Here is a 19,480-nt window from a genome sequence, read left to right on the forward strand (position 1 = left end):
AACGCTCATGACAATTGCGCTCCCCCGTTCTGCCTCGCCCACTGGCCGGCTGCTGTCCATTGACGCCCTCAGAGGCTTGGTCATTCTGTTCATGCTGCTGGACCACGTGCGCGAAACTTTTTTGCTGCACCGCCAGGTCGCCGACCCGATGGACATTGCCAGCACTGAACCGGCGTTGTTTTTCAGTCGCACGCTGGCGCATCTGTGTGCGCCGGTGTTCGTGCTGCTGACGGGATTGTCGGCGTGGTTGTTCGGCGAAAAGTACGCAGGCAAGGCCGATGTCAGTGCGTTTCTGTTCAAGCGCGGTCTGTTTCTGGTGGTGCTGGAGTTCACGCTGGTGAACTTCGCGTGGACCTTCCAACTGCCACCGAGCGTGATTTATCTGCAAGTGATCTGGGCGATCGGTTTGAGCATGATCGCCTTGTCATTGCTGGTGTGGCTGCCGCGCTGGTTGTTGCTGGCGTTGAGCCTGATGATCATCGCCGGACACAACCTGCTCGACGCGGTGCATTTCCCGGTGGAGTCGGCGCTGCATGTGCCGTGGGCGATTTTGCATGATCGCGGCTGGATCGAAGTCAGCGAAAATCTGCGCCTGCGCACCTCCTATCCGTTACTGCCGTGGATCGGTGTGATCGGTCTGGGTTATGCGCTCGGGCCGTGGTTTGCTCGTGGCGTTGAAGCAGGTTTGCGTCAATGCCACCTGCTGATCGCGGGTAGCGCCGGGCTGCTGGGTTTTGTCGGCTTGCGGCTGATCAACGGCTATGGCGAAAAACCATGGGTCGTGGGTGACACGTCGGTGCAAACCCTGATGAGTTTTTTCAACATCACCAAGTACCCGCCGTCGTTGTTGTTTATCGCGCTGACCGTGAGCGTCGGGCTGTTGCTGCTACTGGCATTCGAACGCTTGCAGGATCGCCGCTGGATTCGCTGGCTGACTGTGTTCGGTTCGGCGCCGATGTTTTTCTATCTGCTGCATCTGTACGCGTTGAAGGTGTTGTACCTGATCGGTGTGGCCCTGTTCGGGCTGAATCAGGGCAGCTATTTCGGCTTCTCGTCAGTGGCGGCGATCTGGCTGGCGGCAGCGCTTCTGTCAATTGCGCTGTTCCCGGCCGTGCGCTGGTTCTCGGCATTGAAGGCCCGTCGCCGCGACATCGCCTGGCTCAAGTATCTGTAAACGCCTAGCGCCGGTTGCGCACGAAGTCGATAAACGCTTTGAGCGGTGCTGGCACATGACGCCGGCTCGGGTAGTACAGGTGCAGGCCCGGATAGAACGGGCACCAGTCTCCCAGCACTTGCAGCAGACGCCCGCTGGCCAGGTGTTCGCTGACCATGTCTTCGAACACATAGGCCAGGCCCAGCCCTTGCAGCGCGGGCCCGACCATCAGGCTGACATCGCCGAGGGTTAACGGGCCTTTGACTTCGATTTCCTGGGCGATGCCGCCACGTTCGAGTTCCCAGCGGTACATCGAGCCGCTGGGAAAGCGGTGGCGGATGCACGGCAGTCCGTGCAGGTCTTCGGGTTTTTGCGGTGCTGCGTGGCGTGCAAAAAACGCCGGTGAACCAACGACCACTGAACGCATTGTCGGGCCGATCGGCAGCGACACCATGTCAGCCTCAAGGCGATCGCCGAAGCGCACGCCGGCATTGAACCCATTAGCGACGATATCCAGCAGCGCATCGCTCTCGACCACTTCCAGACGGATGTCTGGATAGGCCAGCAAAAACTCGCTGGCAATCGGCAGCAGCACCAGTTCACAGGCTTGCCGTCCACAGGTGATGCGCAGGTTGCCCGAGGGTTTATCGCGGAAATGGTTGAGGTCTTCCAGCGCATCGTCGATGTCGCGAAACGCCGGTTTCAACCGCGCATACAGACGCTCGCCAGCCTCGGTCAATGCCACGCTGCGAGTGGTGCGATTGAACAGGCGCACGCCAAGACGATTCTCTAGTGCCTTTACTGAATGGCTTAACGCGGACGGCGTCAGGCCTAGCTCGATTGCCGCTTTGCTGAAATTCAACTGCTGAGCGGTGCAGAGGAATACCGAAAGATCTGCCGCTGAAGGGGTTTTCATCTGTGAATGCCTTTCACAAAGTCATGCAAATTTGTTGGGATTATCACATCAGTAACACGGCCTTAAAGTCGCTTCAACTCATCAAGAAGACCCCGGCACCACCGCTAGGGTCGCAGACAGGAGGGGTTGATATGCGTACCTGGTTCATTACTGGCGCTTCCCGTGGTTTTGGTAGCCTCATTGCAGAACGCGCCCTGCATGCCGGCGATGCGGTGATCGCCACTGCACGTAACCCGCAAGACATCACTGACCGTCTCGGCGAGCAACCGAACCTGCTGGCGGTGCGTCTCGACGTCACCCGTGAAGACGAAGCTCACCAAGCGGTTGCTGAAGGAATCAAGCGGTTTGGCCGTATCGATGTGCTGATCAACAACGCCGGGTTTGGCGTACTCGGCGCGGTGGAAGAAACCAGTGCCAGCGAGACCGAGCGCCTGTTCGCCACCAACGTGTTCGGCCTGCTCAACGTCACCCGCGCGGTGTTGCCGCCTATGCGGGCGCAACGCAGTGGCCGGGTGATCAACATCTCGTCGATCGGCGGCTACCAGGCTTATATGGGCTGGGGTGTTTACGGCTCGACCAAATTTGCCGTCGAAGGCATCACCGAAGCGCTGCATCAGGAACTGGCGCCGCTGGGCATTCAAGCCACGGTGGTCGAGCCGGGCTTCTTCCGCACGGATTTCCTTGATGAACAGTCGCTGATCAAAACCCGGCTTGAGCTGGCGGACTATGACGAAACCGTTGGCAAGATGCGTGCGTTCGCCGAGGCGGCCAACCATGCGCAACCGGGTGATCCGCAGAAGTTTGCCGAGGCGATGCTGGCGCTGGTCAATGCGCCAAATCCGCCGCAACGCCTGGCGCTGGGCAGTGACACGGTGGCGCGGATCGAGGCGAAGAATCGGTTGGTGGCGCAAGAACTGGCCGAGTGGAATGAGCTGGCGCTGTCTACCGATTTCGCCAACTGAACGCCGGAGCTGTGAGAGCGAGGTTGCTCGCTCTCATCTTTTTGGTGCGCAAACTTCGGTGGATTTTTCTGCGGTTTTCGCGCCTTATTCGCTGCGTTATGCAGCATTGTGATTGCTCAAGGGATGGAATGATGAACGCTATGACTCCGCCGCACGGAACGCGCGACAAGTTGCTCATACTGGCGGCCGTGTGCCTCTCGGCGCTGGTTCTGCCGTTAAGTTTTACCGGAGGCGCGGTGGCGACGCCGGCCATTGGCCGCGATCTGGGCGGCAGTCCGGTGGCGCTGACCTGGATCACCAATGCGTTCATGTTGTCGTTCGGCAGTTTGCTGATGGCCGCCGGCGCATTGGCTGACGTGTACGGACGCAAACGCCTGTTTACCTTCGGCATGCTGCTGTTCACCGCCGCCTCGATCGCGCAGAGTCTGGCGCCGTCGGTGTTCTGGCTGGATGCGTTGCGCGCGGTTCAAGGAGTGGCGGGAGCGGCGGCGCTGGCCAGCGGCTCGGCGGCGCTGGCGCAAGAATTCGAAGGCCATGCCCGAACCCGGGCGTACAGCGTGCTCGGCACTACGTTCGGCATTGGTCTGGCTTTCGGTCCGCTGGTGGCCGGCGCGTTGATCGAGGCCTTCAACTGGCGGGCGATTTTTGTCTTTACCGCGTTGATTGGAATCATCGCGCTGGTTTTCGGTGTGCCGCGCATGCGTGAAACCCGCGACCCGCATGCCAAAGGGCTGGACTGGCCGGGCACGCTGCTGTTCAGCGCAATGCTGGCGCTGTTTACGTTTGGCCTGATCCAGGCGCCGGACAGTGGTTGGGACAGTCCACTTGTGCTCGGTTTGCTGTGCGCTTCGGCGGTGCTGCTGGCCGCCTTCGTGATCGTCGAAATGCGTGTCGAACGGCCGATGCTTGATCTGACCCTGTTCCGTTATCCGCGATTCATTGGCGTGCAGATGCTGCCGATCGGCACCTGTTTCTGCTACATCGTGCTGGTGGTGATGTTGCCGCTGCGCTTCATCGGCGTTGAGGGGCTGAGCGAGATAGACGCCGGTCTGCTGTTACTGGCGTTGTCGGCGCCGATGCTGGTGGTGCCGATGCTGGCCGCATCGCTGGCGCGCTTCGTTTCCGCCGGCATCTTGTCCGGTGCCGGATTCCTGATGGCCGCTGTGGGCTTGCATTGGCTGAGTCTGTACAACGTCGGTGAGCCGAAAATCGCCTTGGTGGTGCCGATGCTGCTGATCGGCATGGGCGCCGGTTTACCGTGGGGGCTGATGGATGGTTTGTCGGTCAGTGTCGTGCCGAAAGAGCGCGCCGGCATGGCGGCGGGCATCTTCAGTACCGTGCGCGTGGCGGGTGAGGGGATTGCTCTGGCGATTGTGGCGGCAGTGCTGGCGTCATTGCTGCACGCTGATCTGTCGAGTGCCCTGCACGCAGTGACAGGCAGCGCTGAGGCGTCGCTGATCGCCGAGACCGCGCACCGGGTGACCACCGGCGATATGGCGCATGCGATCAACACCGTGCCAGGTCTGGCCAATGAACGTTTGGTGCAAGGTTATGCGGCGGCGTTTCAGTATCTGCTGCACATCCTGACGGTGATCACCCTCGCATCGGCGGCGGTGGTGCTGGGATTGTTGAGCAAAGATCGCAGCGTCGCCGAGCCACAACAGGCTGCTGCATAAAGCCAATGTGGGAGCGAGCCTGCTCGCGAAAGCGGAGTATCAGTTGGCATAAATGTCGACTGATGCACCGCTATCGCTGGCAAGCCAGCTCCCACAGGGTTCCAGGGTGTCTGCAGCATCAGTGGTTACACCGCAGTCATTGTGGGAGCTGGCTTGCCAGCGATGGGGCCGGTGCATTCAGCATCTTCATCGCTTGATGTACCGCTATCGCGAGCAGGCTCACTCCCACAGGGTTTTCCGGTGTCTGGATTATTTACGATCCAGCCACACGGTCTGCGCGTTGCAGAACTCGCGTACGCCGAAGTGCGACAGTTCACGTCCGAAACCGCTCTTCTTCACGCCGCCAAAGGTCACGCGCGGATCGCTCGCGGAGTAGCCGTTGATGAACACGCCGCCGGTGTCCAGTTCGCTGGTCAGTTGCTGGGCCAGTGCCACGTTGGCGGTGTAAATGGTCGCGGTCAGGCCGAACTCGCTGTCGTTGGCCAAGGCCACGGCATGCGCGCAATCGCGGGCGGTGATGATCGAGGCGACCGGGCCGAACAGTTCCTGTTTGAACGAAGTCATGCGGTCGGTGACATCGGCCAGCACGGTCGGCTCGTAGTAGTTGCCCGGGCCTTCAGACTTGCCGCCGCCGAGCAACAGCGTTGCGCCTTCTTCAAGGGTGTCGCGCACTTGCTGGTCGAGTTCATCACGCAGGTCGAAACGTGCCATCGGACCGATGTAGGTCTCGGCGGACAGCGGATCACCGACCTTCAACTTGCGCGTGGCTTCGACGAATTTACGCGTGAATTCTTCGACCACGCCTTCTTCGATGATCAGCCGTTTGGCTGCTGCGCAGACCTGACCGGAGTTCTGGTAGCGACCGATCACAGCGGCTTGCACGGCTTCATCCAGATCGGCGTCGTTGAGCACGATGAACGGGTCGGAACCGCCGAGTTCCAGCACGCATTTCTTCAGCGCGGCACCGGCCTGAGCGCCGATAGCCATGCCGGCACGCACGCTGCCGGTCAGGGTCACGGCGGCAATGCGCGAATCGGCAATCGCGGTGGAAACGCCTTCCGGGGTGACATTGATCACTTCAAACACACCATCAGCGAAACCGGCGCGAGTAAACGCGTCGCGCAACAGGTAGGCGCTGCCCATCACGTTCGGCGCATGTTTGAGCACGTACGTGTTGCCGGCGATCAGCGCCGGTACGGCGCCGCGCAGCACTTGCCAGATCGGGAAGTTCCACGGCATCACTGCGAGGATCGGGCCGAGCGGACGGTATTCGATGCGCGCCTTGCCGCCTTCAACTTGCGTTGGTTCGGCGTCGAGCATGGCCGGGCCGTGTTCGGCGTACCACTCGCAAAGCTTGGCGCATTTCTCGATTTCGCCACGGGCCTGAGCAATTGGCTTGCCCATTTCCTGAGTGATCATGGTGGCCATGGCTTCGCTGGTTTCGCGCAGAGCACCGGCGAGGGCGGTCAATAAACGCGAGCGATCCTGCAGCGGCTTGCGCTTCCATTTGCCGAAGCCATAAGCGGCGCGGGTCAGTGCGGCGTCGAGCGCTTGCGCGGATTCAAACGCGTAGTGACCGATCTGCTCGCCGGTGGCGGGATTGATCGAGATGGCGTGGGTCTGGCTGGAAATCTGGCTCATGGCATCGTCCTGCATGTTCGTCGGATGGGCCTAGAGTAGGGTGGTGTTTGTTTTCTGGAAACTGAATAATAAAGATCGTTTCTTTCACGATTGGAGAATGACTGTGGATCTGGTGCAGCTGGAAATCTTCAAAGCCGTTGCCGAGCACGGCAGCATCAGCGCCGCCGCCGCGCAGATTCATCGCGTGCCGTCGAACCTGACCACGCGGATCAAGCAGCTTGAGCAGGATCTGGGCGTTGATCTGTTTATCCGCGAGAAAAGCCGTTTGCGCCTGTCGCCGGCCGGGTGGAGTTTTCTTGAATACGCGCGACGGATTCTCGACCTGGTGCAAGAGGCCCGGGCGACGGTGGCGGGGGAGGAACCGCAGGGCGCGTTTCCGTTAGGCTCGCTGGAAAGCACGGCGGCGGTGCGTATTCCCGAATTGCTCGCGGCGTACAACCAATTGCACCCCAAGGTCGATCTCGACCTCTCGACCGGCCCCTCGGGCACGATGATCGACGGCGTGCTGTCCGGGCGTCTGGCTGCAGCGTTTGTCGACGGCCCGGTGCTGCATCCAACGCTGGAAGGCGTGCCGGCGTTCGAGGAAGAAATGGTCATCATCGCCCCGATCAGCCACGCGCCCGTCAAGCGCGCGGCGGATGTCAACGGCGAGAATATTTATGCCTTCCGTTCCAACTGTTCCTACCGTCACCACTTTGAAAAATGGTTCAGCACCGACGCCGCTGTACCGGGCAAGATCTTCGAAATGGAGTCCTATCACGGCATGCTCGCCTGCGTCAGCGCCGGTGCAGGTCTGGCGCTGATGCCGCGCAAAATGCTGCAGAGCATGCCCGGCAGCGCGACCGTCAGCGTCTGGCCATTGGCCGCGGACTTTCGTTATCTGACCACTTGGCTGGTGTGGCGACGGGGCACGGTATCGCGCAGTCTGAGCATGTTTGTGCGCTTGCTGGAAGAGCGCGGGGTGGTGCGCGCAGATGCATGATCGCGTCCGCCGCGCACTGGATCGCTGTTATTGCCCGTCGACGCTACGTGGCAGTTGCAGCGGATTGCCCTCGCGCAACGGCTGTGGCAACAACTCATCCGGAAAACCCTGATAAGTCACGGGACGCAAGAAGCGTTCGATCGAGGTCATGCCGACCGAGGTGAAACGGCTGTCCGACGTCGCCGGAAACGGCCCGCCGTGCACCGTGGCGTACGTCACTTCCTGTGGATGCGCGAAGGCGTTGGCCACGATGCGTCCGGTGCGGCGTTCGAGGATCGGCAGCAGGCGCCGCGCGAGTTCCAGGTCCACCTCTTCAAGGTGGATGGCAGCGCTGAGCTGTCCCCTGAACGAGCGGGCGACCGCCAGCAGTTCCTCGGCATCAGTGACCGCCACCAGCAGCGCCGACGGGCCGAACACTTCGTGGGCCAATCCCGGTTCACTGAGCAATTGGTGTCCCTCGACTTCCAGCAACGCAGCGCGTCCGGCGAATGTGGCATCGGCCGGCGTGCCTGCCGCGATCACCTGCGCGCCGGCACCTTCCATCACCATCAGACCCTCGACGTAGGCGCCATGAATGCCCGGCGTCAGCATCGTCCGCGCCGGTGCCGCGCTGACCCGTTTGCGCATGGCGCTGCGCAGCTCTTCAAACCCGGCACCACGGATGGCAATCAGGATCGACGGACACAAACAGGCCTGACCGACGTTGACCAGCATGCGCTCGATAAAGCCGTCGCCGATCTCGGTGCCGCGAGCCGCCATGGCCTCGGGCAGGATGAAGGTCGGGTTGACGCTGGTCATTTCGGTGAATACCGGGATCGGCTCGGGGCGCAATTGCGCGCGGCGATAGAGCGCCATGCCGCCCTGTTCAGATCCGGTAAACGTCACAGCCTTGATCAGCGGATGATCGACCAGCGCTTCGCCAATGGCATTGCCGCCACCACGCACCATCGAGAAAACACCTTCGGGCAAGCCATGCGCCTGCACGGCTTTACGAATGGCGCGGGCCTGGATTTCCGAGGCGCCGGGATGCGCGTTGTGTGCCTTGAGAATCACCGGTGCCCCGGCCGCGAGTGCCGACGCGGTATCGCCACCTGCCACCGAATAGGAAATCGGGAAGTTGCTCGCGCCGAAAATCGCCACCGGGCCGATGGCGATTTTTTGCAAGCGATGATCCATCCGTGGGCGCGGCTGACGCTGGGGTTGCGCCGGGTCGATGGCCAATTGCAGAAAGCGGCCCCGGCGCACCACATCGGCGAACTGGCGGAACTGGATCGCGGCTCTCAAAGCTTCGCCCTCAAGCTGTGCTTCGGGCAGTCCGGTTTCCAGTGCCGCGCGTGCCGCCAGTTCGCTACGAACCTCATCGAGGTTGTCAGCGATGCTCTCGAGAAACGCGGCACGCTCGGCCAGCGAGGTGTGGCTGTAGTGGTCGAACGCGGCATCGGCGAGTGTTGCAGCCTGATCAACCTGTGCCGCACCGCCGAAAGCGAAGTCCGGTTCTATCCGTTGATCGGTGGCCGGGTTCAGCGCTTTCATCGTGCCTTCGGTGGCGGCGACATCCGCCGCGCCGATCAGCAAATGGCCGGTCAGATTCATTGCGCTTCACCCTGGGATTGGAGGTTGGCAATTAGTTCGTCAGTGCTGGCAATCACGTGAGCGAATGTCGGGCCGTTGAGTTCGTGAGCGGCGTGCATCATTTCCGCTTTGAAGGCCGCTGTTGCATCGCGTACCAGGGTGACGTGGTAGCCCAGTTCCGAGGCATAGCGCGCGGTGGCTTCGATGCAGGTATTGGCCAGCAGGCCGACGATGATTACGTGGGTGACGCCTTGCTGCTTCAGGCGAAAATCCAGGTCGGTGTTGGCGAATCCACTGGAACCCCAATGTTCCTGAACCACGATATCGCCATCCTTCGGGGCGAAATCCGGGTGCCATTCGCCGCCCCATTCGCCCCGGGCAAAATGATGCATGTGCATGATTTTGCATTGCGTCGGGGTCGGGTGGTCCCAGGTTTCGTAGTCGCCTTTTTCCCAGCGATGATGGGGTACGATGACCACCGGAATGTTCAGGTCGCGCACCGTGCGATCGAGTTTGCGCAGGTTGTCGAGCAGGCCGTTCTGCTCGGCCATGGGTTTGATCAAAGGGAAAATCTTGCCGCCCTCCGAGAGAAAATCGTTGTACGGATCGACCAACAGGTAGGCGGTTCTGTCCAGCGGATAGGGGGTATTCGACATGGCTGCTTGCTCCGGCAATGGGATTATCGGTGCACAGGGCTTGTCCCGGCATCGTGTAGATATGATAATCATAGTAACTGTAAAAGAGGCAAGCCCTGATGGCAGTAAACGATAGTCTTCCCGATACGCTGTGCCCGATTTCCCGGGCCGAGACGATCGTCGGCGACCGCTGGACCGTGCTGGTTTTGCGCGAGTTGTTCATGGCCAATCATCGCTATGACGAGATCCAGGCGCAGACCGGCGGTACGCCGCAGATGGTTGCCGCGCGTCTGAAATGCCTGGAAGCGGAGGGGCTGGTTGAGCGCCGGTTGTACAACGAAAGGCCGAAACGCTACGAGTACCACCTCACGGCGAAAGGTGAGGCGTTCTACCCGGTGATCATCGCGTTGCGGGCGTGGGGAGAGACCTGGTGCAAGGCACCGGAGGAGGGACTGGCGGTGAACATGACCCACAAAAACTGCAACCACGACGCCGGCCTCGGGCCGCTGTGCGAGCACTGCGGTGAACCGTTGCGTCGGCAAGATTTGATCAGCCAGCCACAAGCAGCCTACGCCGCCGAACGGCAGGCGCGGCGTGAGGCGTTCAAAAGCAAATAACCGCGATTACGGCGTGCCGTTGCGACCGTGCAGCACGTAGCCGGGGCGCAGGTTCAAGCGATTGTAATAGGCTTTCACTGCGGCAAAATCCGGGTGAGCCAGTGGGGTTTCGAACCAGCGGTTCACCGACAGCCCGATGGGAATGTCCGCCAGGGAAAACTGTTCGCCGCTGACGTAGGCGCCGGTCTTCTCCAGTTGCCGGTCGAGGATTGCCATGTTCTTCGACCATTGCTCAATCCCGACCGCCAGTGCGGCGCTGTCCTGATGCTCAGGCGACTGTCGCACCAGAGACAGAAAGGCGTACGACCACGAGCGATTCAGCTCCGACGCTTGCCAGTCGATCCACTGATCAATCCGCGCCCGTGTTTGCGCGTCAGTCGGGTAGAGGTGCGAACCGTCGTAGCGCGACACCAGATAACGAATGATCGTGTTCGATTCCCACAACGTGAAGTCGCCGTCCTGAATCACCGGCACCATGGCACAGGGATTGAGCGCGAGAAACTGCGCATCGTGCGTCGATCTGAATCCCGAACCCCAGTCTTCACGCTCGAAAGGAATCTGCAGTTCAGCGCAAGTCCACAGGACTTTGCGCACGTTGATCGATGAGGCTTTACCCAGTATTCGCAGCATTGGATTTCCCTTACCCAATAATCGTCAGGCCTGAAGTAATACCACACCGCAATAGACAAGGCCCGCACTGGGCGGGCCTTGGTTGTTCATCAGGTCAAAATCACAAACTGCTCGCCAGTTTCCCGCCCATCATCCGCCGACGATAGGAGGTGTCCCGATTGGCCAGCCAGAAGTACAGCGGCGAGGTCACCAGCAGCCCCACCAGCCAGGACAGGTCCGCACCGTTGATGTGCGCCGACACCGGGCCGACGTAAAGCGGCGTGTTCATGAACGGGATCTGCACGGCGATGCCGATCGCGTAAGCCAGCAACGCCTGCGGGTTGTAGCGGCCGTAGATGCCGCCGTCGACCTGGAAGATCGACTGGATGTCGTACTGACCTTTGTGGATTGCGTAGAAGTCGATCAGGTTGATCGCCGTCCACGGCACCAACACCACCAGCAACACCAGCACCATGTCGACGAAGTGGCCGATAAAGTCTTTCGAGGCGCCGACAGCGGCAAAGCAGCAGGCCAGCAACACGATGATCGAGATCACCGCACGGCTTTTGGCGGTAGGAATCCAGCGGTAGGCGAAGGTTTGCACCAGGGTGATCAGCGACAGCACCGCGCCGTAGAGGTTGAGGGCGTTGTGGCTGATTACGCTGAGCAGAAACAGCACCAGCATCAGCGGGCCAATGGAACCGGTGGCGAGTTTCACCGCGTCCATGGTGTCCATGCCGACGGGCGTTGCCAGCACCGCGACGGCACCGAAGATGAACGCCAGACTCGACCCCAGCGCTGAACCCAGATACGTGGTCCAGAACGTCGACGAGACTTTAACGTCCGCCGGCAAGTAACGCGAATAATCAGACACGTAAGGCGCAAACGCGATCTGCCACAACGCCGCCAACGACACAGTGGCCAGCCAGCCGGACAGGTTGAAGCTGCCGCGAGTGAGGAAGTCGTCAGTCTGAATATGGGTGAAAATGTAGCCGAAACCGACAACGATGCCGATCCCCAACACCCACGTGCCGATGCGGTTGAGCACGTGGATGAAGCGGTAACCAATGATGCCGATAATCCCAGAACCGACTGCGCCGATGACGATGCCGACCGGCACCGGAACGCTGTCGACCACGCCATGCAGCGACTTGCCGGCCAGCACGATGTTGGAGGCGAAAAAGCCGATGTACATGACGCCGGCAATCAACACCACCAGCAACGCGCCGAGGGAGCCGAACTGCGCACGGCTCTGGATCATCTGCGGGATGCCCATCTGTGGGCCTTGCGCCGAGTGCAGCGCCATCAACACGCCGCCGACCAGATGGCCGACGAGAATTGCGACGATGCCCCAGAGCAGATTCAAGTGAAACAACTGCACGCCCAGTGCACCGGTGACGATGGGCAACGGCGCGATGTTGCCGCCGAACCAGAGCGTGAACAGATCCCTGACCTTTCCGTGGCGATCTTCGGGGGGCACGTATCCTATCGTGTGTTTTTCAATCAGCGGAGCGGAAGTTGCTGCAGGGATAGCCATGACGAACTCCAAGGCAAGGATGAGTACGTGGACGTACTTCGGCAAGCGCCGGCACGGGCGGCGCATTTCTTGTTGAAGTGATCATGTGCAAAGCGTCGGGATTGATAAATTAGTAAGTTTGTTGCTACAGACCTTAAAAAAAATATGCTTCGGCTGGCGCCCGCGTCCGGTATGTTCAAGCTTGATCGTGCGCCAGGGAAACAGGGCGAACACTCGCGCTCTTCGGGAGACTCACATGGCTGCCTATAACCTGCGCCAGCTCAAATACTTCGTCACCACGGCCGACTGCGGCAGCGTCGCCGAGGCCTCGCGCAAGCTCTACATCGCGCAGCCGTCGGTCTCCACCGCGATCAAGCATCTGGAAGAAAGCTTCGGCGTGCAGTTATTCATCCGTCACCACGCCCAAGGCGTCTCGCTGACGCCCAGTGGCTCGCGCTTTTATCGCAAGGCGCTGGAGCTGCTGCGGGTGGCTCACGAGTTTGAACAAAACGCGCTGGCCGATAATGACGTGGTCGCGGGACAGATCGATATCGGCTGTTTCGAAACCGTCGCACCGCTGTACTTGCCGCGCTTGATCGCCGGCTTCAAGGCGCGCTGGCCAGGGGTGGAAATCCGCATTCGTGATGGCGAACAACAAGAGTTGGTACAGGCCCTGACCGCCGGCAGCATCGACGTGGCGATGATGTTTGAACACGACTTGGACAGCACCATCGAAACCACGCCGCTGATGCCACCGCAGCAGCCTTATGCGTTGCTGCCGGCCAGCCACCGCTTTGCGCAACAGGCAAAGGTCTCGCTGGATGATCTGGTGCTGGAACCGATGATCCTGCTCGACGTGGTGCCGAGCCGCACCTACTTCGTGAGCATCTTCGAGGAACGCGGGCTGACGCCGAACATCGTCTTCAGCTCACCGTCGATCGAGATGGTGCGCGGTATGGTCGGCAACGGTTTCGGCTTTTCGATTCTGGTGACCAAACCGTTCAGCGACTACACCTACGACGGCCAGCAAGTGGTGTGCGTGCCGCTGGCGGAAAACGTCACCGGTTCGGGATTGTCGGCGGCCTGGCTGCGCCGGGTGCAACTGACCAAACCGGCGCAGTTGTTTGTCGATCATTGCCGCGAAGAACTGGCCCGAGTGCACCCGTGAGGGCGGTCGGGCCGGGGTTCAATCACTGATAAACGCAAGCATGCGCTGAAGCATCTGATCGCACGCCTGCAACTGATCGAGGCTGACAAACTCATCGGGCTTGTGACCCTGATCCATGCTGCCGGGGCCACACACCACGGTGGGAATGCCCACCGCATCAAACAACCCGCCTTCAGTGCCGAAGGCCACGCTGCCGAAATCCGTTGAACCGCAGAACGCAGAGATCAACTCAGCGGCCTGACTTTGCGCATCGGTGGCCAGCCCCGGATACGCCGATAAGGCGCTGAAGCGAATATCACTCTGCGCACTGACCGCGCGCATACGCGGCAGCACTTCGCGCTCGGCGTAGGCTTTCAGTGCTTCGGCGACGAGCGCTGGATCCTGCGAGGGCAGGGCGCGGATCTCGAAATCGAAACGGCAATCGGCGGGCACGATGTTCAAGGCCTTGCCGCCGCTGATCACACCGGTCTGCACCGTGCTGTAGGGCGGGTCGAAGCGCGCATCGTGATGCTCCGGCGCTTTCAGTTGCTGGCCGAGGCGACCCAGTTCGCCGATCAGTTCGGCGGCGTATTCAATCGCGTTGACCCCGAGCGGCGCATAGGCCGAATGGCAAGGATGGCCCTGCACATCGCAGCGCATTGCCAGTTTGCCCTTGTGGCCGAGCACCGGTTTCAATTCGGTCGGTTCGCCGATGATGCACAGCAACGGTTTGATCGGGCGTTGCTGCAAGACCTTGAGCAACGAACGCACGCCGAGGCAGCCGACTTCTTCGTCATAGGACAAGGCAATGTGCACCGGCATGCGCAGCGGCGTTTTAACCAGCAACGGCACCAAGGCCAGCACGCAGGCGATATACCCCTTCATGTCCGCGGTACCGCGCCCAAACACCTTGCCGTCGCGTTCCGTCAGTTCGAACGGCGGCAGCGTCCACGGCTGACCATCGACCGGCACCACATCGGTATGCCCGGACAGCACGATGCCCGGTTGATCCACCGGACCGATCGTGGCGAACAGGTTGGCTTTGCTGCGCTCATCGTTGTAGATCAGCGCGCATGGCACGTCGAAACCTTCGAGGTAATCGCGAACGAATTCGATCAGTTGCAAGTTGGATTCACGGCTGGTGGTATCGAACGCCACCAGCGCCTTGAGCAACTCGACGCTGTTCATCGGTCATCACCGGCCACGCCATAACCCGGCGCCTTGGCCGGATCGAGGGCGCGGTCGATGTAGTCCTGAAGCTGAGGCTCGTAAGCGTTCCAGAGTTTTTGCAACTGACCGATCGGGTCTTCATCAGCCCAGTCGACGCGCAGGTTGACGATCGGCCAGGTCTGCTCGCCGACCACCACAACAGCGGCGGAGTGCACCGGGCCGGCTTCGCCACCGAGCGCTTGTGCGGCGTGCAGGGCTTTGAGCAGACGATCAGCGAGTTGACCTTCGCCGTCCTCGAAGGCGCTGACCATGGCTTCGATCACCGAACGCCCGGCAAGCATGTTGCCGGCGGCGACGCACTGTTCGCCGCTGACGGCGTTGTGCACACCGAGGGTTTGCGCACCGCTGAAATGTGCGGTCTGGCCGAGGTGGTTGATCGCGGTGATCTGGCGGTACTGGCTGTAGCCGTTGCGCGTGAGGACTTTGTCCAGCGCATCGTCCGGCGCCAAACCTTGCTCCATCAGCGCGAGGACTTCCGGGCCGAGAGACGGCAGGGTGATGTTCTGGCTCGACACCGCGCCAACACCCGGCAGCAGCCACGGGCAACGGGCACCGACGGCGATGCTGGAGGAACTGATGGCGACACCGAACTGACCGGTTTCGGCGCAGCGGGCTGTGATTGAAAAGGTCATCTGCTTACTCCTTACTAGGAAGATGTTGTCCTTGAGGGCCTCATCGCTGGCAAGCCAGCTCCCACAGGTTTGGGGTCGATCAAAAAACCTTCAAACAACTCCAAACCCTGTGGGAGCTGGCTTGCCAGCGATAGCCGCGACTCGGTGTGATGCCTTACTCAGGAATCACCGCAATCACATCAATCTCCATCAACCACTGCGGCTGCCCCAGCGCCGACACCACCAGTCCGGTGGAAATCGGAAACACACCCTTGAGCCACTTGCCGACTTCGCCATACACCGCCTCGCGATAACGTGGGTCGATCAGGTATGTGGTGGTCTTGACGATATGACTCATGTCGCTGCCAGCCTCTTCGAGCAGTTGCTTGACGTTGCGCATGGCCTGTTCTGCCTGCGCGCGCGGATCACCCAGACCGATCAGATTGCCGTCGAAATCAGTGCCGACCTGACCGCGTACATACACGGTGTTGCCGGCGCGCACGGCCTGGCACAGGTCGTTGTCCAGTGTCTGGTTCGGGTAGGTGTCCTTGGTGTTGAACATGCGGATGCGAGTGTGGGTGGGCTGGCTCATGAACGGCTCCTGAAGAAGGTATGCCCGGCGCAATCGGCGCCGGGGCGTAAAGGGCTATCAAGCGTCGACGGTGTCGGCGGCTTTGCTGTGGCTGTTCTGGTGCAACTCGGCCTCGCGCTGTTCGGCATCGCGGTAGTCGAGGTACTTGCGCTGGGTGGCGATGTGGTCGGCGACATGTTTGGCGTCGTGCCAAACGCCCCAGATAAATGACGAGCCACGGCGCGACTGCCACGGCAGACCGAGGAAATACACCCCAGGCTCACTCGACACGCCGCGCTGATGCACGGGCTTGCCCTTGTCATCGAACGCTGCGACCTGCAACCACGAGTAATCCACGGCAAATCCGGTGGCCCAGATGATCGCGGTGACGCCAGCCTTGGCCAGATCCAGATCGGCTAGCGGATTTTTCACGCACTCGGGGTCGGGATAGGTTTCGCGCGCTTCTGGTTCTTCCGGCAGATCGAGGCCGTTGCGCTCGATGTAGGCATCGGCGGCATCCAGCAACGCCAGATAATTCTCGTCGCCGCGAGTGAGGTTGCCGACCAGGTCCTGCTTGAAAGTCACCACGCCGTTATTGAACGATTCGGTGACGCCGACCAGGGTCATGCCGCGATGGGCCAGACCACGGAAATCGATGGTGCGACCGCCATGAGCGCCGCTGACTGCGATGGTCACGTGCTCACGACCGGGTTTCATCGCCGCTTGATCCCACTCGCCGAGCACGCCGAGCCACCAGCAGAAATCCCGGTTGCGATAAGCGCGAGGCGGGCGGTCATGGGCGCCGACCGACAGGTAAACCTGTTTGCCGGAACGTTGCAGCTCATCGGCGATCTGCACGCCGGAAGAACCGGCACCGACCACCAGCACTGAGCCTGCCGGCAGTTGCTGCGGGTTGCGGTAGTCAGCGGAATGGATCTGCAACAGACGTTCGTCTTGCGGGGCAATCGCCGGGATCACCGGTTTCTGAAACGGCCCGGTAGCGGCGACAACACGGTTGGCTTCGATCACACCTTCGGAGGTTTCAACCGTGAAGCCCGGACGACCGACATTGCGCACCACGCTTTTCACCTCAACGCCGGTACGGATCGGCGCATTGAATTTCTTCGCATAGGCTTCGAAATAGTCAGCCACACGTTCTTTCGGGGCGAAACCGTCGGGATCGACGTCATCGAATTCTAGCCCCGGGAAGCGGTCGTGCCACGCCGGGCCGTTGGCCACCAGCGAGTCCCAGCGCCCGGTGCGCCAGCGTTCGGCAATGCGATTGCGCTCCAGCACCAGGTGCGGCACGCCGAGTTTGCTCAGGTGCTCGCTCATGGCGACGCCTGCCTGGCCGGCACCCACGATCAGCGTGTCTGTTTTTATTATTTCAGGGGTCATCTCTACATCCTTCCTAGCAAGGCAGTGGGATTCGGGCCGCTGTTGGCTTGTCCGTTTGGCTTGAGGTCAGACTAGGGAGGAGGGGGATATCGGTAAAATATTATTAAGCTGGGATGTGAAGATAAAATTCTGATGCAGAAGGGCCAAAGCCTTTGAATACGCGGCTTTCAGTTGTTGGAGCGAGGGAGAGAGGGGCGAGCGTGGCCCCTATATTTCGCGCGAACCTTTGTGCGCTGGTTTGTCGCCGGTCAGGAGTTTTTTCGCTGTTTCGGGTTCATCCGGCAATTGGCCGCTGAGATCCCAGATTTCGAGCATTTTTGCGTATTCAAAAGCGTGGCGCGGGTCGAGCTGGATCCAGTGCTGGAAAGCCTGACGTTCAGCCAGCGGGCAATTGTTATCGTGCAGGCGCATGCACCAGTCAGCGGCTTGGTTAGCGATGTCTTCGTCTATTTCGTTGCAGTCGGAAGGGGGCATGGGCAGGTTCCTGTTTGGCCGGATAACGCACCCTACGAAGCGGACTGGGAAAAAAATGTCAAAACGGCGTAATGATCGTCTGGGTGCGTTTGCAGCGGACCTTCACGCAGTCCGTGCGGTTGCCATTATCGGCAAAACGCAAGCAAATGCCGACTCCCTTTTACTCGGTAATGCCCCGACGATAGATCGTCTCGGTCGAGACGCAGAGCCGCAAAAAGTCCGTCAAAGTGATCTGACGGACTTGTTCGTGGGGTTTTTCAGCGCTGGAGGAATGCCAGCAGATCCTCATTCAAGGCCTGCGCATGCGTCACCGCAAAACCGTGTGGCGCCCCGGCGTAAACCTTCAGTTCAGCGCCCTTGATCTGCGCCGCCGCCTGCTTGCCGGTGGTTTCGAACGGTACGATCTGGTCGCCGTCGCCATGGATCACCAGCGTCGGCACGTCGATCTTGGCCATGTCCGGGCGGAAGTCGGTTTCCGAGAACGCAGTGACGCAATCCACGGTGCCTTTGAGCGAGGCAAGCAGGGCGATATTCAGGGTTTGCGTGAGCACGCCGTCAGAGACTTTCTGGCCTTGGTTGGTGCCGTAGAACGGCGCGGCGAAATCGGCGATGAACTGCGCACGATCCTGCAGCAGGCCGCCCTTGATGCCGTCAAACACTGAAGTATCGACGCCCCGCGGGAAGTCGGCTTTCTTGCCGAACAGCGGTGTCACCGCGCCCAACAACACCAGACCGGCAACGCGCTCGCTGCCATGCCGGGCGATGTAGCGGCTGACGTCGCCGCCGCCCATGGAAAAGCCCACCAGCGTCACGTCACGCAGGTCCAAATGGTTGATCAGCTGCGCGATGTCATCGGCGAAGGTGTCGTAGTCATATCCGGTCCACGGCTGATCGGAACGGCCGAAACCGCGACGATCAAAGGCAATGGTGCGATAGCCACGGCTGCTCAGGTATTCCATCTGGTATTCCCACATGTCGGCATCCAGCGGCCAGCCGTGGCTGAACAGCACAGGTTTACCGCTGCCCCAATCCTTGTAGTAAATCTCGGTACCGTCTTGCGTGGTGAAGGTGCTCATGGAAACTCCTGCGTCAGGGATCGCGAGTGATGCCGAAATGGCGACATTCACTATCAACGCAAAGCGATCCGGCTACTTGTATGCAGGTGCTGGTTTTAGGTCGGCTCGGTCGTGGATCCGCGCCAGAGTTGTATGATGCAACTCAAGGCCGCCCGGCCGCCCACTGAATCGAAGGAGTACGTTTACGTGAAACGCAAAAGTCTGCAGGGCAATGCCTGCCCGGTTGCCCGCACGCTGGATCTGATCGGTGACTGGTGGTCGTTGTTGATCATTCGTGATGCGCTGGACGGGATTCGGCGTTTCAATGACTTTCAAAAGAGTTTGGATATCGCCAAGAACATGCTCAGCGCGCGCCTCAAAGGTCTGGTGGAGCAGGGGATTTTGCAAGCGCTGCCAGCCGCCGACGGCGGCGCTTATAAGGAATACGTGCTGACTGAGCGCGGCAAAGCCTTGCAGACCGTGATCGTCGCGCTGTCGCAGTGGGGCGGTGAATTCATGTACGCGCCGGGTGAGCCGGGGTCGGTGATGGTTGATGCAAAGGATCGTCAGCCGATTCGCAAGCTGGCGTTGACCTCGGCCGATGGTCGCCTGCTTGCACCCGATGACGTCGCGACGCGACTGGGTGTTGAGCACTGACGAACAAAGGTTTGACGTCAAAATGATGGCCAACTAATATCGCGCCGCTATTCTGATG

General features: G+C 60.6%; 19 protein-coding genes. 7 read left to right on the top strand and 12 right to left on the bottom strand.

Annotation, left to right across the window (positions count from 1 at the left end; translation table 11 throughout):
- Positions 1 to 7 precede the first annotated feature (7 nt).
- Positions 8 to 1,174 carry a DUF1624 domain-containing protein gene (locus tag LOY43_RS11505; RefSeq protein WP_258709659.1) on the top strand — a complete coding sequence of 389 codons (1,167 nt, stop codon included), beginning with the start codon at positions 8 to 10 and terminating at the stop codon, positions 1,172 to 1,174.
- A gap of 4 nt (positions 1,175 to 1,178) precedes the next feature.
- On the opposite strand, the gene LOY43_RS11510 is transcribed toward LOY43_RS11505, so the two are convergent.
- Positions 1,179 to 2,069, bottom strand: coding sequence for a LysR family transcriptional regulator (locus LOY43_RS11510; protein WP_258709660.1), 891 nt, complete (start codon positions 2,067 to 2,069; stop codon positions 1,179 to 1,181).
- A 131-nt stretch (positions 2,070 to 2,200) separates the two neighbouring features.
- Between LOY43_RS11510 and LOY43_RS11515 the strand changes: the two genes are divergently transcribed.
- Positions 2,201 to 3,031, top strand: a complete 831-nt coding sequence (locus tag LOY43_RS11515; RefSeq protein WP_095125704.1) for an oxidoreductase — start codon at positions 2,201 to 2,203, stop codon at positions 3,029 to 3,031.
- Between the two features lie 131 nt (positions 3,032 to 3,162).
- Positions 3,163 to 4,707: an MFS transporter gene (locus LOY43_RS11520; protein WP_258709661.1), complete on the top strand. Its 1,545-nt coding sequence runs from the start codon at positions 3,163 to 3,165 to the stop codon at positions 4,705 to 4,707.
- 249 nt (positions 4,708 to 4,956) lie between these two features.
- Here LOY43_RS11520 and LOY43_RS11525 read toward each other — a convergent pair whose 3' ends face one another.
- The gene (locus LOY43_RS11525; protein ID WP_095050044.1) at positions 4,957 to 6,348 is read right to left on the bottom strand and encodes an aldehyde dehydrogenase family protein; all 1,392 of its coding nucleotides are present in this window, start codon (positions 6,346 to 6,348) and stop codon (positions 4,957 to 4,959) included.
- Between the two features lie 103 nt (positions 6,349 to 6,451).
- On the opposite strand from LOY43_RS11525, the gene ptrR reads away from it, so the two are divergent.
- The gene (gene ptrR, locus LOY43_RS11530; protein ID WP_095050129.1) at positions 6,452 to 7,330 is read left to right on the top strand and encodes a putrescine utilization regulator PtrR; all 879 of its coding nucleotides are present in this window, start codon (positions 6,452 to 6,454) and stop codon (positions 7,328 to 7,330) included.
- Positions 7,331 to 7,357: 27 nt separating this feature from the next.
- Here the strand turns inward: ptrR and LOY43_RS11535 are convergent, their stop codons facing one another.
- Positions 7,358 to 8,923 (bottom strand): aldehyde dehydrogenase (NADP(+)), encoded by a 1,566-nt coding sequence (locus LOY43_RS11535; RefSeq protein WP_095125701.1) that lies wholly within the window; start codon positions 8,921 to 8,923, stop codon positions 7,358 to 7,360.
- Positions 8,920 to 9,558, bottom strand: coding sequence for an isochorismatase family cysteine hydrolase (locus LOY43_RS11540; protein ID WP_095050046.1), 639 nt, complete (start codon positions 9,556 to 9,558; stop codon positions 8,920 to 8,922). Before LOY43_RS11540 ends, LOY43_RS11535 begins: the two co-directional genes overlap by 4 nt.
- 98 nt (positions 9,559 to 9,656) lie before the next feature.
- Here LOY43_RS11540 and LOY43_RS11545 point away from each other — a divergent pair, with 98 nt between their 5' ends.
- On the top strand, positions 9,657 to 10,154 hold the full coding sequence (locus LOY43_RS11545) for a helix-turn-helix domain-containing protein (RefSeq protein ID WP_099758736.1): 498 nt from the start codon (positions 9,657 to 9,659) through the stop codon (positions 10,152 to 10,154).
- A 6-nt stretch (positions 10,155 to 10,160) separates the two neighbouring features.
- Here LOY43_RS11545 and LOY43_RS11550 read toward each other — a convergent pair whose 3' ends face one another.
- Entirely contained in the window at positions 10,161 to 10,784 is a 624-nt protein-coding gene (locus LOY43_RS11550; RefSeq protein ID WP_258709662.1) for a glutathione S-transferase family protein, read from the bottom strand.
- 100 nt (positions 10,785 to 10,884) lie between these two features.
- On the bottom strand, positions 10,885 to 12,300 hold the full coding sequence (locus LOY43_RS11555; RefSeq protein ID WP_095050049.1) for a cytosine permease: 1,416 nt from the start codon (positions 12,298 to 12,300) through the stop codon (positions 10,885 to 10,887).
- A 235-nt stretch (positions 12,301 to 12,535) separates the two neighbouring features.
- Here LOY43_RS11555 and LOY43_RS11560 point away from each other — a divergent pair, with 235 nt between their 5' ends.
- Entirely contained in the window at positions 12,536 to 13,447 is a 912-nt protein-coding gene (locus LOY43_RS11560; protein ID WP_095125698.1) for a LysR family transcriptional regulator, read from the top strand.
- 18 nt (positions 13,448 to 13,465) lie between these two features.
- Here the strand turns inward: LOY43_RS11560 and argE are convergent, their stop codons facing one another.
- From argE to LOY43_RS11590, 6 genes are all read right to left on the bottom strand, one after another.
- Positions 13,466 to 14,614, bottom strand: a complete 1,149-nt coding sequence (argE, locus tag LOY43_RS11565; protein WP_258709663.1) for an acetylornithine deacetylase — start codon at positions 14,612 to 14,614, stop codon at positions 13,466 to 13,468.
- Positions 14,611 to 15,288 carry a DUF1028 domain-containing protein gene (locus LOY43_RS11570; RefSeq protein ID WP_095050052.1) on the bottom strand — a complete coding sequence of 226 codons (678 nt, stop codon included), beginning with the start codon at positions 15,286 to 15,288 and terminating at the stop codon, positions 14,611 to 14,613. Before LOY43_RS11570 ends, argE begins: the two co-directional genes overlap by 4 nt.
- A 154-nt stretch (positions 15,289 to 15,442) precedes the next feature.
- On the bottom strand, positions 15,443 to 15,859 hold the full coding sequence (locus LOY43_RS11575) for a RidA family protein (protein ID WP_099758743.1): 417 nt from the start codon (positions 15,857 to 15,859) through the stop codon (positions 15,443 to 15,445).
- Between the two features lie 57 nt (positions 15,860 to 15,916).
- Entirely contained in the window at positions 15,917 to 17,236 is a 1,320-nt protein-coding gene (locus LOY43_RS11580; protein WP_258709664.1) for an NAD(P)/FAD-dependent oxidoreductase, read from the bottom strand.
- Between the two features lie 207 nt (positions 17,237 to 17,443).
- Positions 17,444 to 17,710: a DUF4880 domain-containing protein gene (locus tag LOY43_RS11585; RefSeq protein ID WP_095050054.1), complete on the bottom strand. Its 267-nt coding sequence runs from the start codon at positions 17,708 to 17,710 to the stop codon at positions 17,444 to 17,446.
- Between the two features lie 257 nt (positions 17,711 to 17,967).
- Complete coding sequence (locus LOY43_RS11590; RefSeq protein WP_258709665.1) at positions 17,968 to 18,786, bottom strand: alpha/beta fold hydrolase; 819 nt, start codon at positions 18,784 to 18,786, stop codon at positions 17,968 to 17,970.
- Positions 18,787 to 18,972: 186 nt separating this feature from the next.
- On the opposite strand from LOY43_RS11590, the gene LOY43_RS11595 reads away from it, so the two are divergent.
- Entirely contained in the window at positions 18,973 to 19,422 is a 450-nt protein-coding gene (locus LOY43_RS11595; RefSeq protein ID WP_099759412.1) for a helix-turn-helix domain-containing protein, read from the top strand.
- Positions 19,423 to 19,480: the final 58 nt, after the last annotated feature.

The sequence above is a fragment of the Pseudomonas sp. B21-041 genome (assembly GCF_024748675.1).
Lineage (GTDB): Bacteria > Pseudomonadota > Gammaproteobacteria > Pseudomonadales > Pseudomonadaceae > Aquipseudomonas > Aquipseudomonas neuropathica.